Source organism: Lactococcus taiwanensis (assembly GCF_017068355.1).
Lineage (GTDB): Bacteria > Bacillota > Bacilli > Lactobacillales > Streptococcaceae > Lactococcus > Lactococcus taiwanensis.
This window is the reverse complement of the sequence record NZ_CP070872.1, coordinates 403481-417353: the sequence shown is the minus strand read 5'-3', so window position 1 is coordinate 417353 and position 13873 is coordinate 403481. Positions and strand designations below refer to the sequence as shown.

The following is a 13873-nucleotide window of genomic DNA, read 5'->3' as shown; positions in this document are numbered from 1 at the left end:
TGAAAATGGATCAAAAAAAATATGGCTATCTGATTAGTGGCAGTCTTGTTGCTCTTTTTGGAATGATTATGATTATTCAGGATTTTATGAGGAATATTTATTTTAGTTCTGTTATGGGAATTCTTGTAATCATAATAGGCGTTGGTATAGCGAGCAATTCAGTTCGGGATAGAAAATGACAATAGAGGTTTATAGATTGTTAATGACAGTTGGCTTAATGTTGGCAGTCATCCTAACTTTATTTACAGATTATTCAAAGTTGGGCGTCTTACTTATAAAGGTACTGTTAGTCATAGTCTTTGTTACTGCAGTTTGGGGGTTAGTATCGGATTTTGTAAAAAAAGGAGGGAAGTCATGAATAACGAAATTCCGCCTAAGACAGGGTATGCTAGCTATATTTTTCTGACCATTGTTTGTTTAGCGCCAGCTCAATGGAAGACGGTATAGAGGAGGTGCTTCTAATGCAAAAAAAATATCTGTTCCTTTTCATCCTTTGGGTGGCTATCATGTTCGTATTTAATTACTTGAGAGAGGGAATTCCAGAACTGTTTTGGGTGTGGGGGATTTTATATCTTTTAGTAACTGTTATTATGATTGCTTATGTTTTTAAGAAAGAGAAAAAGTAAACTCATGAAAAAAGAATTACTCAGAATCCTTATCCCTGTATTCATAACGATGATCCCTTTGAGAATATTAATTGAAAAAGGTCCGAAACTGTTGTGGATATGGACAATAGCATATTTTCTGATAGTGATTGAATTGTACGGTTTAAGTAGAAATATTTTTAGGTAACATAAAAAGACCCTTCTGGGTCTTTTTATAAATGCTCGAAGAGCATTTCCTTTTCATCCGTTGGGTGGCTATCATATTTCTAGTTAATTACTTGAGAGAGAAAATTCCAGATAGGAAATCAGATGAATTTATTCAAAAAATATCGGACCAATCCATTGCTGAATGGGTCGTTCAACTCATGACTTTTTATGCATATTTACATTTAACAATAAGATGTTTCCCTTGAGTTTCACTCACTAAATTTTCATATTTTTTACATTGCCCATCCTCTATGTTGTTGATTTAATAGCTCGAGTAAAATGAGTTGCAAAAAATAATTAAAAAAAAGCCCTTAAAGGACTTTTTTCCAAATTTCTTATTTTTCAGTCAAAGCTGCAAGCCCTGGAAGAACTTTACCTTCGAGGAGTTCCATTGAAGCTCCACCACCAGTTGAAATCCATGAGAATTTATCTGCATAGCCAAGGTTGATTGCTGCTGCTGCTGAGTCACCACCACCGATGATTGATTTAACACCTGGTTGTTTAACGATAGCTTCCATCAATCCAACAGTACCTGCTTGGAAGTCTGGGTTTTCAAATACACCCACTGGACCATTCCAAACAACTGTTTTAGCACCTTCAAGTTGTGTGTTGTAGTCTGCAATTGTTTTGCTTGCTACGTCAAGTCCCATGAAGCCTGCAGGAATATTTTGGTCAGCAGTTTCTTTAACTTCTGTGTAACCAGCAAAGGCGTTAGCCACTTTGTGGTCTACTGGCAAGATGAGTTTGCCTGCTGCTTTTTCAAGCAATTCTTTAGCAAGATCAAGTTTGTCATCTTCAACAAGTGAAGTTCCGATTTCGTAACCTTGAGCTTTCAAGAATGTGTAAGCCATTCCCCCACCGATGATAACTTTATCAGCTTTTGAAAGAAGGTTTTCGATAACACCGATTTTATCTGAAACTTTTGAACCACCAAGGATGGCTACGAATGGACGTTCTGGAGCTTCAACTGCTTCTTGGATATAAGCAATTTCGTTTTCAAGAAGGAAACCTGCAACGGCTTTATCAACGTTTGCTGAGATACCAACGTTTGATGCGTGAGCACGGTGAGCTGTACCAAATGCATCATTAACGAAGATGCCGTCACCAAGTGAAGCCCAGTATTTACCAAGTTCTGGATCGTTTTTAGATTCTTTCTTACCATCAACGTCTTCAAAACGAGTGTTTTCAACGAGCAAGATTTCTCCATCTTTAAGTTCGTTGATTGCTGCTTCAAGTTCTGCTCCACGAGTAGTTCCTGGGAAAACAACATCTTGACCCAATTTTTCAGAAAGAGCTTTAGCTACTGGTGCAAGTGATTTACCAGCTTTGTCAGCTTCTTCTTTAACACGTCCCAAGTGAGAGAAGAGGACAGCACGTCCACCTTGTTCAAGGATGTATTTAATTGTTGGAAGCGCAGCAGTGATCCGGTTATCATTAGTAATCACGCCGTCTTTAAGAGGGACATTGAAGTCCACACGTACGAGGACTTTTTTACCTTTAAGTTCAACGTCTTTTACAGTCAATTTTGCCATTTGGAAAAATTCTCCTTTAAGATATTTTTGATGAGATGAAGAAAGCATCACCTTTCTCCACTTCAAATTGATAGGTTAATTATATCACAAATTCAGGCATTTTGGTTTTAAGAATTTTACTTTCTTTTTGTAAAGGGTTACTTATAACAGGCATGTTGATGATCCACTAGAGCAAAGGAAAAGTTACTGACAGACCCATCAGTAACTTTTTTAGGTTAAGTTTCACGCAAAATATATTTTTGAAGGCCTTTTGCGACCCCCTCCTCATTATTACTGCTCGTCATATAATGGCTCACTTTTTTCACGGCAAGGCTGGCATTCGCGACAGCAATAGGCAGTCCAACGCTTCTTAACATGGACAAATCATTTTCATTATCGCCAAAAGCGGCTAAGGCTGTATTTTTTAATCCCTTTTGCTGTGCAATCCAAGCTATTGCCTTAGATTTTTGGGCGGATTTAAGCGTGATCTCCAGATAAGAAGTCCAAGTTTTTTGAATGACTATTTCTGTGAGATTCAACGCTTCAAGGTCTTGTTTTACTTTCTCTAAATGAGAGTCATCGGGGAGAATAAGCAAGAGCTTAAAAATTTCTTCAGTCTCATTTTTAGTCAAGTCTTGTAAATGCGCTAAGAGGTCTACCTTCTTAGGAATCTGAGGCGTAAATTGCATTTCTTGTACAATGCGCTCATCCATCTGCTCAATATACCAGTCTTGCGCCGTAAAATAGCTGAGATTAACCTGTGGGTAGCGATTTTTAATTTCTCTGACCAGACGGTCAGTAAGAGGGAGAGGGAGGGAAAATTTTTTTAAAAGGCCCTTCTCATCAAAAATCAAGGCACCATTAAAAGCCACTTGCTCTGCTTTTAAATATAGCTGAGCGATAAGTGGTTGCATGGCCTGGGGACTACGAGCCGAAACCAAACTAATAGGAAGAGGACAGTTTTTGAGTACTGCTTGTGTATAGGCTGTGATTTCTCCTGCATCATTCAGTAACGTCCCATCTAAATCTGTAAATACATGTTCAATGCTCTCCATCTTAACCCCCTTTTCTTTATTTTAACAAAAATAATAGCGAATAAAAGCAAAAGCCTCGGCTACTTTGTCTCTGATGACAATAAAAAAATCACTGACGGTTGGGTCAGTGATTAAAATGCTTATTAGTATTTTTTACGTTTACGAGCAGCTTCTGATTTGCGTTTGCGTTTTACAGAAGGTTTTTCGTAGTGTTCGCGTTTGCGGAGTTCTTGAAGTGTTCCGGCTTTTGTTACTGAACGTTTGAAGCGGCGGAGTGCGTCGTCAAGCGATTCATTTTTACGTACAACAGTTTTAGACATAGATTTCACCCCATTTCCGTTTCTGATTTCGTGGTCTTTCACACGACTTTCCAAGTATAGCAAATTTAGACCACTTTTGTCAACTCGTGGTGCCTGCTGATCAGCTGATAAGTGCTTTTACTTACTCCAATCAATTGGAGTTTGCCCACTTTTAATCAAAAATTCATTTGCCTTTGAAAAAGGCTGCGAGCCAAAGAATCCTCGATTAGCTGAAAGCGGTGAGGGATGAGCAGCTTCTAGGATAAGATGCTTGCTTCCGTCAATGAGTTTGGCTTTCTTTCTAGCAAAACCGCCCCAAAGAATGAAAACTTTTGGTCGCTCATCATCGGAGGCAATCTTGATAATTTCGTCTGTCAATGGTTCCCATATTTTACCTGCATGAGCATTCGAAGCAAACTCGGGAACCGTCAATACGGCGTTTAACAGCAGGACGCCTTGTTGAGCCCAAGCAGTCAAATCACTCTCTTTTTTCTCAAAGCCTTCACTTAACAACTCTTTTTGGATATTGACAATCGAGTCTGGTCGATTAACCTTAAAAGAAGTAGGATAAGAAAAAGCCAAACCTTGCGCTTTGCCTGGCTGTGGATAAGGATCTTGTCCCACAATGATTACCTTTGTGTCTGACAGAGCTGTCAGCTCAATGGCGCGAAAAATCTGATCCTCAGCGGGATAGATTTTTCCCTGTTGATAAGTTTCATTAATAAATTGGAGCATCTTAGGAAAATAATCTTCAGGTAATCGCTCACGTAAAGGTTTCGACCAATCAGTTTTTTTCATCTTCTCTCTCTTCATTCACAAATAAACGCAGAACTGTTTTTAATCGCTCTGGTGCTGTTTTTCTAAAATCACTCAAGTAAATCTCGCGATGGTGAAAGGCTTTATGAACAGGGGTCAAGCCATTTTGTTTGGCGAATGCTTCCATTTTAGCAAAAGTCTTGCCTTCATTATCATAAGTCCCCTGATGTATGGTTTGGAGGCACAAACCATCTGCCATTGCCACAAATCGAACGCCAGAAACCTCCTGCTTTTTCTTTTCAAAAACAAGCTTTTTAGCAGTTTGGACAACTTCTGCTGTCACAAAATCTGGCATACGTATCATCAGTTGCCAAATCAGCTCCTCTTTTTTCACCCGACCTTCTATTGGTGCATTCTGACTAGTCCATAAGCCTTCAAGCGGGGCACAACAAATGGTTCAAAATGTGAAATAGTAAACTCAGGATTTCGGTAGGACATCGAAATCATATAAGCAACGCAATAGAGCGCGCCTATCGCTTGTTGAAAAGCTGGCTCACTAGGTGCTCCTTTCCCGGCTACTAGGATGTAGTTCCTACTTGAAAACTTAATCACTTCAAAGTCTTTTGGATAATAATATGATTTTTCTAATTTTTTTAAATCCAGTTTCTTCATTATCATGCTTTTATTATAGCAAAAGTCTTTTTTGTTTAAAATGTTTGCTAAGTATTTCTAACAAAAAAACTGCCTTAAAAAGGGCAGTTCTTTAAAATCAGAGATTAGCCACATTGTGGTAAACTTTTTGCACATCATCATCGTCTTCGAGCGCATCAACGAGCCCTTCGAAAACTTCAAGATCTTCGTCAGAAAGTTCAACTTCTGATTGAGGGATTAATTCTAATTCAGTCGTTGAAAATTCTGTAATTCCTGCAGCTTTGAGTGCTTCAATCCCTTTGTGAAGGTCTGTTGGTTCTGTATAGACAACAATGTTTCCTTCTTCTTCTGTGACATCACGAACATCAACTTCGGCATCAAGTAAAATTTCAAAAATTGCATCAGGATCCGTACCAGCAAAAACGATTACTCCTGTATTGTCAAACATGTAGCTGACAGAACCAGCAGCACCAATATTTCCCCCATTTTTGTGGAAAGTTGTGCGCACATTGGCAATCGTCCGGTTAACGTTTGAAGTCAATGTTTCCGCAATAATCATTGAACCATTTGGCCCAAATCCTTCATAGCGTCCTTGAACGAATGTTTCGTCACCGCCACCTTTAGCTTTATCGATTGCTTTATCAATAACGTGTTTTGGCACTTGCGCTTGTTTTGCACGTTCAATAACGAATTTTAAAGCAGAGTTTGACTCTGGATCTGGTTCGCCTTGTTTGGCAGCTGCATAGATTTCTACCCCAAACTTTGCATAAACTTTAGATGTAGCGCCATCTTTAGCTGTTTTTTTGGCAACAATATTGGCCCATTTACGTCCCATTGGATGATACCTTTAGTCATGACTAACATGACCCACCACGATATGATGTGGTGTTCCTTTCGAAAATTTTTTTATGAGTAAGGCAGGAGTTTCCTGTCGTGATTTTTTCTATAATATTATAACACAAAAAGCCTAACTTCGGTAAAGTTTTCCCGCCGAAAGTCTATCAAGTTACGGGATCTGACTAAAGAGACCAAGTCTTTTAAACTGGTTTTATTTCACTGGCGAAGGAAAAATGATGGGTCTGCGTCCATAATTTTGTTCGCCGGCTTCTGGATTTCCCAGCTGATAAATTTCATCTGCTTTTTGAGTAAGAGGATCCCAAGGTTTTTGACCAATCTTACTAATCATCTGCGCTTTATGTTGTCCTAAGAGTTTTTGACCAGCCGCACTGAATCCCAAGACATGAATGCCTTGTGGTGTTTCAAAATCGCGTGGAATATCCAACAAAATGTAGGTAAGAAGACGACGCACACGCGCTTTAGTATAACGTTTAGTGTGGACAAGCTCAACCAATTCTGTAAAGTTATGCGCTTTTTTGACAGCTCTTTGAAGGCGGACCGCAAGTTCTTGGTTAAGTTGGAAAATCTCCTCAAGATAAGCTGGATTGGAAATGATTTTATATTGCAAAAAAGCAAAATAATGTTCCCATGAAGTCGCGGGCTTGTTATAGTTGTGAAGAATTTGAGCCGGCACGTATTTTTTGAGAGCTGACAGCTCCGTCAGTCCCAAAATTTGCTGACGTAATGCAGTGGCGCTAGCAAATCCTTCATCTAAATCTAAAGAATGGAAATTTCCTTCTCTTTGAACGGCCACTAGTTCTATTCCTCTTCCTGCCACAGCTTTCGCATAAGCGAGTGCCAGCACATGATTAGGCGTTTGCCCACTGAAACTTAAGGAGGTAAACTTTCCCCACATTTGCTGAGTTTTTTCAGGGTAGGAGAGCTCCTCTGGTAAGGACTGTAGATAAGCCTCCATCTCTTTTTGATGGTGAGCATAACTTTGCGCAATTTCATTGTAATCTACTAAAGTCTCTGAGCCAAAGCTAAGCCGATTAATCCCCAATTGGGAAAGGATTTCCACCGCACCGGCGGCAAAAAAATCGGCTGCCTGTACGGAAACGGTAACGGGCAGTTCCACCACCAAATCTGCTCCACATTGCAGGGCCATTTCTGCACGTGTCCATTTGTCAAAAATAGCGGGTTCACCACGCTGCATCCAATTACCTGACATGGCCACAATTTTAAGACCTGTTGTTTGCTTTAGTAAGTATTCATGCCCTTTGTGAAAAGGGTTAAATTCTGCGATAATTCCCGTGATTTTAGTCATTTTTTACCTCTAAAAAAATCTGTCAGAGCTGACAGAAATATTTTTATTAAGGACAGCACCCGTGGTCCGACTGATGCACTTGTCAGTAATTTTGTTATTTTTTACAGACAAAAAACCAACGCTTCGCATCTTCTTGGGGCGCTTCGTCCGTAAAATCAGCACAAACTACAGCCTGAGTAAAACCAGCTGCCGCCAAGCGACTTAAATAGTCTTCTAACGGATAAGTCCGCTCCTCATGCACCTCGTCTTTGCGTGTGAAACGACCGTCCTCACCTTGAATGAAAAAGCTCAACTCATGCACGATTGAATGGGGCACATCCCCCTCAAAAGAGTCCCATAAAAAAGCAAAGTCTTCCGCATTTTCATGATAAGAATAATTGGGGAAAACTTCATCGATTTGATGCAGTGAATGCACATCAAAGATAAAAGTTCCCCCATCAGCTAGCAAATCGGAGACACCATCAAAAGTAGCTTGCAATTCTTCGAGGTTTTCAAGGTAACAAAGCGAGTCAGAATAACAAGTTACGGCATCAAATTTACCAAGCCCTGACAATTCACGCATATCTCCCGCTTTAAAGGCAATCTTAACTCCCGCTTGGCGAGCTTTCTGACTAGCTAAAGTGAGCATCTCTTGTGAAATATCAAGTCCTGTCACCTGATAACCCTCTTGAGCCAGACGGACCGATAGAGCTCCTGAGCCACAAGCTAACTCAAAAATCGATTGAGTTGAAGCTGGCAAATGCCGTTTTGTAAAAGCTAACCAGTCATCATACAATTCCTGATCCATGACCTGATCATAGACCCGTGAAAAATCTTCGTAAAAGGCCATTTCTCCTCATTTCCCCTTTTAAAAAATTACTGACGAACCTGTCAGTAAAAAAATTAGTTTTAAACACACTGACAAGGTCATCAGGACAATTAGTCTGCGATATATTGTGAAACATCTACCAATGGCGCATCTGACCAGAGTTTTTCTAAGTTATAATGAGCACGTTCATCATGACCAAAGACACTGACCACAATGTCACCAAGATCGAGTAAGACCCAACCTGTTCGAGCATCACCTTCAATATGTCCAGCAACTTGCACGCCAGCTAATTCAACTTGTTCTGCAATGTTATCTGCGATAGCATCGAGTTGACGGCTATTCATTGCTTCCATGATTACAAAATAATCCGCGATACCTGAAACTTCATTCATATCAAGTGCCACAATATCTAAAGCTTTTTTGTCATCGGCTGCTTTAACAACCACTTCTAATAATTTTTTTGAATCCAAATTTTCCTCCAAGCCCTTTACGAGCCTCATTTTATTTCTACACTGTCGCCCGAAGCGACTTGCTTTTCTTTTCCACTAAATCCACCCACCTCGCAAGGGTGTGTCAGACCTAGACCTCTTATTTTAACATAAAAAAACCAAGCAACCAAAAATAGCCTGCACTTTTTTAGAGCATCTTTATGAAACGCTTTTGTGAATGATTGCTGGTGTAACCGTGCTGCTCGTAAAAATGGTGGGCCGCATGGCGTTGTACACCTGAGTTTAAGCGGATTGCCTGAATGTTTCGCTCGCGCGCCCGTTCTTCAAGTGCTTGCAACAAATGCCCGCCAATCCCTTGTCCTTGCACGGCTTCGCTCACCACAAGTCCTAAAACATTTAACATCACTTCCGGTGAGTACACCGCCTCATAGGTTTCCGCTTCGATAAATCCTAAAACTTGATTTTCCTTTTCATACACGAAAAATTCATGGGAGCGATCTGGCAACAGTCGGGTAAGATTTTTGATCACATCTGCTTCACTGATAACATAACCTAATACGGCTGACAAAGCGGTAATTGCCGCACTATCAGATTGCTTTGCTCGTCTAATCATCCTGATATCTCCTTCTTACTGACCAAGCGATCAGCAAAAATTACCGCAAATAACCAATAAAAGTATTGTAAGCTTCCAACGTTTGCGGATAGATTGTCAAACGTTGCTCCGCCAGATAGTTAACAAGCCGCATCGTTTCAAAAGCCACCGCTTGATTCAAATCTTGCTTAGCAACAGCCCGAGCTTCGATCACCCCTGGAAAAACACGACCTTCTTCAATGTAATCAGCCACATATAAGACTTTAGCAAGTGGCGACATGACACGATCTCCGACCGTGTGAATCTCGATTGCTCGCAAAATTTCAGGATCTTTTAGACCAAAGTCTTCCATCATTTTGTAAATGCCAACTTTTCCATGCCAGATATTATTATCCCAGTTTTTCAGATCTGTATCTAAGTCGTACTTATCAATCAAAGCAAGAAATGTTTCATCGTCCACCTCTTTGCAGTAATCATGTAAAAGCCCAGCCAAACTTGCCTTATGTGGATCAACCCCGTATTTTTTAGCTAAAGCAATCGCAGCCTTTTCCACACCAAGCATGTGCTGAAAACGCGAAGGTTTCACAGCAGTAGCTATTTGCTTTAACAACTCTTCACGTGACAAATTCACTTCCGGATAAAACTCAAACATACAAGCCTTCTTTCAAAATATAATCTAAAACTTTTGGTGCCAGTAAAAAATTGGGGACATAACCCTGATGCAATTGCTCCCGAATTAAATTACCCGAAATATCCATTATCGGCACATCCACCCAGAGAATAGGATAAGATGTCCCCGCACGATAGCGAGGGCGACGTACCCCAACCAGCTGAACCAACTCCAAGAGTTCATCTATATGCGCCCAATGCGCCAAGCCTGAAATCATGTCCCCCCCAATAATGAAATAAAAATCACAATCAGGGTTTTCCTCATGAAGCTCACGGACAGTCTGATAAATCCCTTCGCTATTTTTTGCTTTGAGGCGACAAGCATCTACTTCAAGTCCTGGGTGACCTTCAAGAGCTGCCGTTAACATGGCTGCTACATGACCGTCTGTATTATGCTCTGGCAAAAAAACGACTTTTTCAAGGTGGAGCGCTTGACGAACCTGGTCTGCTATGGTCAAGTGTCCAATATGGACGGGGTTAAAGTTCCCCCAAAAAAGACCGATTGCGCGTCGTTTTTTCGCTTCTTCTGTTTTTAATTTAACCTTCGTAAAAGGCGTCAAAAGATCTATTGCCATTCATTCACCTACACCATTTATGATTATTTTATCTTTTATGTTATTTGATCAAGTTTTTTACATCCATTGAGATTTTGCGATTTTCTTTGCGTTCAGACACTTTAAAGACAATGACGTTACGTCCGATAATCTGCACCACATCAAGTCCCATTTCTTCAATTGCTTCTGCAACATCTGCTGCTGTTTCATCAGAGTTTTGTAAAATATTAACTTTGATTAACTCACGTGCATCGCAAGCAGAGCGAATGCTCGTCAAAATCTCATTGGACAAGCCCCCTTTACCAATTTGGACAATTGGTTTGATATTAACTGCTAAGCTACGAAGGTAACGTTTTTGTTTTCCATTTAATTCCATTTGTGTTTTCCGTTCTATATTTTAATTTTAATACTCATTCAATTTCCAACTCAATTCTGGTGCAATCAAGCCTTTAATCTGATACCCTTCTTCCCCTTCAACTACGGATTGGACCAAGGCAATTTTTCTTAGTTCAGGTAATTGATAGGCTTTCTCATAAGCCATTTCTATTTCAAAGGGTTCAAAAAGGTCATGAATTTTTTCCAAAATAGCTGTTTTCAGCCATTGCACGCCACCCTCAGATTTGATAGAAAGTTGGACAGCAGGGGCTAAGGTAGGCACAAAATCCTCCTTAACCAAATCCATCTTATTATAAACATTCAGCACAGGAATATTTGTCAATTTCAAATCTTCCATGATTTTTAAAACTGTTTGTTCATGAATTTCATGGTGAGGGTTGCTAGCATCCACAACATGAATCAGTAAATCAACATTAGCTGATTCTTCTAGTGTTGATTTGAATGCTTTAATCAGCTCTGTTGGCAGGTTTTGGATAAAACCGACCGTATCGGTCAGTGACACCGTAAAGTCTTCAACCAATTTAACTGCTTTTGTTGTGGCATCCAAAGTCGCAAAAAGTTCATTTTGCTCATATTGTTCTTTATCAAGCCCAACTAAAGCATTCATAATGCTGGATTTTCCGGCATTGGTGTAACCAATTAGACCAATCCGAAAAATTCCTGATTTCGAGCGTTTTTGGCGGATATTTTCCCTTGTTTTTTCAACTTTTTTGAGGGCTTTATCAATGTTTTCAATTCGAGTGCGAATATAACGTCGATCTGTTTCAAGCTTGGTTTCACCTGGCCCTTTAGAACCAATTCCCCCACCTTGACGGCTGAGCATAATCCCTTGTCCCACCAAACGAGGCAAAAGATAATTGAGCTGGGCTTCTTCAACTTGAAGCATTCCTTCATGCGAGCGCGCACGCATCGCAAAAATATCCAAAATCAATTGCATTCTATCAATGACTTTGACACCCAAAGCTTCTTCTAAATTGACATTTTGCCTTGGTGATAAGCGATCATTGAAAATAACCGTATCAATTTCACCCACTTCAATCGCCCAACGCATTTGTTCTAATTTTCCAGAACCAATCATTGTCCGACTATCTGGACGTTCTCTTTTTTGAGTGAATTGGTCAATAACCAAGCCGCCAGCTGTTTTTGTCAGTTCAGCAAGTTCAATCATTGATGACTCAAAAGCCTGAAAATTTTCAGCTGTTTCCACTCCAGCAAGGAGAACTCTTTCTTGTTTTTCTTCTAAATCTATCAAATTTTTAGTAAAATTTTCCTTTTTTATTTTTGTCAGCTGAGTTTAGACTAAAATTGTTATGGAGTCAAACTCTGCTCATTTATTTATTCAGCTGTCACAATTCTTTTGATTTGAGAATTTACTGACAGAGCTGTCAGTAATTTTTAAAAGCTTTTAGAAGTGCTATCAATTCAGGGTTGGTTCCATATTTGAAAATATAGTCTAGCAAATCACTTTTTTCTAAAATCGGTTGAATAAATTCTAATGACAAGCCTGTCAACACGCTTATCATATCTGTTTGAGCTAATTCTTTGATTTCTTTTAGTTTCAGAGCATCCGCTTGTTTGCGTTCTGCCGATTCTTTTGGATAACCAACATTCATAGGTTCTTCAAACAATTTCTCTAAAGTAAATCTCAGATTCACTTCGCCCGCCCAACCAAAATTCAAACCAAGTGGCAAAGAAGCACAATTCCCCTGATTAATTCGTCCGAAAAGGTAAGCATCTGTAGGCGTTGGTAAATAGCCAGAAATCACATTAGGCAAAGCGTTGGCTGCAATGTTCATCCCATTTCCCGACGAACAGCCCGTTACAACGAAATCAACCGCACCAGAGTTAAGCAAAAGCCCAACACAAAGTGCAATTTGAACATAAGAAAATTTTTCTTCATTTTCACTTACACCAAAATTAAGAACTTCTGCATTCAGATGTGCCGTTGCACGCTTTGTTTCTTCAAACAAAACTTCATTTCGACCAATTTGAGTACTGGCTTGAATTACTGCAATTTTCACCAAACTTCCACCCTTTTCTTCTTAGCCAGATAACCTTTTTACCCAATCAAAGCCTTACGAACAACTATATCCACACCTTCTGGCACCCAAGCTGCCACAACTGCTTTTTGTGGCACACGAACCCAGCCGAGACCAGAAAAGACAATATCCGATTTGTCAGTAATTTTAAACTCACGACGAACCAATTTAGTACCAACTAAAGCAGGAGCCAAGAGTTCTCCTTTATGCTTCTCATAAAATTCAGTCGCACCTTCAAGTTTCGTCCGATGAACATTGATTTCATTGTCAAAATAAGCCGTCATTCCTTGACGTTCGCCACTTATAAAATCAAAACGTGCCAAACCACCAAAGAACAAGGTTTGTTCAGGATTGAGCTGATAAGTTTTCGGCTTAATTTCTTTACGCGGTGACACATATTTCAAATCTTCTGGTTCCAAATAATGAGCCATTTGCCCACGGTGGATAATCCCCGGTGTGTCAATCAATGCCGAATCTTCATCAAGCGGAATTTCAATCTTATCAAGGGTTGTCCCAGGGAAACGTGAAGTTGTAATCACATCCTCAGAACCTGAGGCTAATTTAATAATCGCATTAATCAAAGTTGATTTCCCAACATTCGTGACCCCAACCACATAGACATCTCGCCCATGTCGATAATGTTCAATAGCTTCCATCAACTCGGCCACATCATCTTTATTTTGAGCTGAGGTCACTAAAATATCTTTAGGTTTAAGCCCCCGCGCGCCTGCTTGTTCTCTCAACCAAGCAGTTAATTTCCCAACTTTTAGTGATTTTGGTAAAACATCACGTTTATTGGCAACCATGAGCAAATCATTTCCACCAGTCAATTTATGAAGGTTAGGAATCAAAGAGCCATTAAAGTCAAAAATATCAACCACATTGACAATCAAAGCATTGTGCTGACCAATTTCCTTCAACAAGCGCAAAAAATCAGCATCCGTCAGACTTGTCGGTGCAATCTCATTATAATGGCGCAAGCGGAAACAACGCTGACAGTATAAATCCTCATCGTTCTCAATTTTTTTCTTCAAAGCACCCGCTGGCAAAAAGCCAAGTGCATTTTTATCCTCAGTTTGGATTTTTGCACCACAACCAATACAGTACAAATCTTCCATCGTATTTTCGTTTTCAATCAT

General features: G+C 39.9%; 19 protein-coding genes. 2 read left to right on the top strand and 17 right to left on the bottom strand.

Features of this window, described 5'->3' with window-relative positions; translation table 11 throughout:
- Positions 1 to 5: 5 nt before the first annotated feature.
- Both JW886_RS02155 and JW886_RS02150 read left to right on the top strand, forming a co-directional pair.
- Positions 6 to 179, top strand: coding sequence for a hypothetical protein (locus tag JW886_RS02155; RefSeq protein WP_155724359.1), 174 nt, complete (start codon positions 6 to 8; stop codon positions 177 to 179).
- A gap of 282 nt (positions 180 to 461) precedes the next feature.
- Complete coding sequence (locus JW886_RS02150; RefSeq protein WP_205872184.1) at positions 462 to 626, top strand: hypothetical protein; 165 nt, start codon at positions 462 to 464, stop codon at positions 624 to 626.
- Between the two features lie 521 nt (positions 627 to 1147).
- Here the strand turns inward: JW886_RS02150 and JW886_RS02145 are convergent.
- The 17 genes from JW886_RS02145 to yqeH form a co-directional block, all read right to left on the bottom strand.
- Positions 1148 to 2344 carry a phosphoglycerate kinase gene (locus tag JW886_RS02145; RefSeq protein ID WP_200406992.1) on the bottom strand — a complete coding sequence of 399 codons (1197 nt, stop codon included), beginning with the start codon at positions 2342 to 2344 and terminating at the stop codon, positions 1148 to 1150.
- 215 nt (positions 2345 to 2559) lie between these two features.
- Entirely contained in the window at positions 2560 to 3378 is an 819-nt protein-coding gene (locus JW886_RS02140) for an HAD family hydrolase (RefSeq protein WP_205872183.1), read from the bottom strand.
- A 122-nt stretch (positions 3379 to 3500) separates the two neighbouring features.
- On the bottom strand, positions 3501 to 3677 hold the full coding sequence (rpsU, locus tag JW886_RS02135; RefSeq protein ID WP_075525234.1) for a 30S ribosomal protein S21: 177 nt from the start codon (positions 3675 to 3677) through the stop codon (positions 3501 to 3503).
- A 117-nt stretch (positions 3678 to 3794) separates the two neighbouring features.
- The gene (locus JW886_RS02130; protein WP_200406990.1) at positions 3795 to 4454 is read right to left on the bottom strand and encodes a uracil-DNA glycosylase; all 660 of its coding nucleotides are present in this window, start codon (positions 4452 to 4454) and stop codon (positions 3795 to 3797) included.
- Positions 4441 to 4806 carry a GyrI-like domain-containing protein gene (locus JW886_RS09845; protein ID WP_241003787.1) on the bottom strand — a complete coding sequence of 122 codons (366 nt, stop codon included), beginning with the start codon at positions 4804 to 4806 and terminating at the stop codon, positions 4441 to 4443. The genes JW886_RS02130 and JW886_RS09845 overlap by 14 nt, the downstream gene beginning before the upstream one ends.
- Positions 4807 to 4814: 8 nt before the next feature.
- The gene (locus JW886_RS09840; protein ID WP_241003786.1) at positions 4815 to 5090 is read right to left on the bottom strand and encodes a hypothetical protein; all 276 of its coding nucleotides are present in this window, start codon (positions 5088 to 5090) and stop codon (positions 4815 to 4817) included.
- Positions 5091 to 5181: 91 nt separating this feature from the next.
- Positions 5182 to 5898, bottom strand: a complete 717-nt coding sequence (locus tag JW886_RS02120) for a YebC/PmpR family DNA-binding transcriptional regulator (RefSeq protein ID WP_075525214.1) — start codon at positions 5896 to 5898, stop codon at positions 5182 to 5184.
- A gap of 213 nt (positions 5899 to 6111) precedes the next feature.
- Positions 6112 to 7227 carry a nucleotidyltransferase gene (locus tag JW886_RS02115; protein WP_205872182.1) on the bottom strand — a complete coding sequence of 372 codons (1116 nt, stop codon included), beginning with the start codon at positions 7225 to 7227 and terminating at the stop codon, positions 6112 to 6114.
- 94 nt (positions 7228 to 7321) lie between these two features.
- The gene (locus tag JW886_RS02110; RefSeq protein ID WP_075525212.1) at positions 7322 to 8056 is read right to left on the bottom strand and encodes a class I SAM-dependent DNA methyltransferase; all 735 of its coding nucleotides are present in this window, start codon (positions 8054 to 8056) and stop codon (positions 7322 to 7324) included.
- An 89-nt stretch (positions 8057 to 8145) separates the two neighbouring features.
- Positions 8146 to 8505, bottom strand: coding sequence for a ribosome silencing factor (gene rsfS / locus JW886_RS02105; RefSeq protein ID WP_205872181.1), 360 nt, complete (start codon positions 8503 to 8505; stop codon positions 8146 to 8148).
- A gap of 166 nt (positions 8506 to 8671) precedes the next feature.
- Complete coding sequence (locus tag JW886_RS02100; RefSeq protein ID WP_200406986.1) at positions 8672 to 9097, bottom strand: GNAT family N-acetyltransferase; 426 nt, start codon at positions 9095 to 9097, stop codon at positions 8672 to 8674.
- A 40-nt stretch (positions 9098 to 9137) separates the two neighbouring features.
- The gene (gene yqeK, locus JW886_RS02095) at positions 9138 to 9728 is read right to left on the bottom strand and encodes a bis(5'-nucleosyl)-tetraphosphatase (symmetrical) YqeK (protein WP_205872180.1); all 591 of its coding nucleotides are present in this window, start codon (positions 9726 to 9728) and stop codon (positions 9138 to 9140) included.
- The gene (locus JW886_RS02090; RefSeq protein WP_075525208.1) at positions 9721 to 10320 is read right to left on the bottom strand and encodes a nicotinate-nucleotide adenylyltransferase; all 600 of its coding nucleotides are present in this window, start codon (positions 10318 to 10320) and stop codon (positions 9721 to 9723) included. The genes yqeK and JW886_RS02090 overlap by 8 nt, the downstream gene beginning before the upstream one ends.
- A gap of 40 nt (positions 10321 to 10360) precedes the next feature.
- Positions 10361 to 10675: a ribosome assembly RNA-binding protein YhbY gene (gene yhbY, locus JW886_RS02085; protein WP_075525207.1), complete on the bottom strand. Its 315-nt coding sequence runs from the start codon at positions 10673 to 10675 to the stop codon at positions 10361 to 10363.
- 27 nt (positions 10676 to 10702) lie between these two features.
- Positions 10703 to 11947 (bottom strand): GTPase HflX, encoded by a 1245-nt coding sequence (hflX, locus tag JW886_RS02080; RefSeq protein WP_075525206.1) that lies wholly within the window; start codon positions 11945 to 11947, stop codon positions 10703 to 10705.
- A 133-nt stretch (positions 11948 to 12080) separates the two neighbouring features.
- A complete protein-coding gene (locus tag JW886_RS02075; protein WP_205872179.1) occupies positions 12081 to 12716 on the bottom strand; it encodes an RpiB/LacA/LacB family sugar-phosphate isomerase in 636 nt (211 codons plus the stop codon).
- A 38-nt stretch (positions 12717 to 12754) separates the two neighbouring features.
- Positions 12755 to 13852: a ribosome biogenesis GTPase YqeH gene (yqeH, locus tag JW886_RS02070; RefSeq protein WP_205872474.1), complete on the bottom strand. Its 1098-nt coding sequence runs from the start codon at positions 13850 to 13852 to the stop codon at positions 12755 to 12757.
- Positions 13853 to 13873 lie beyond the last annotated feature (21 nt).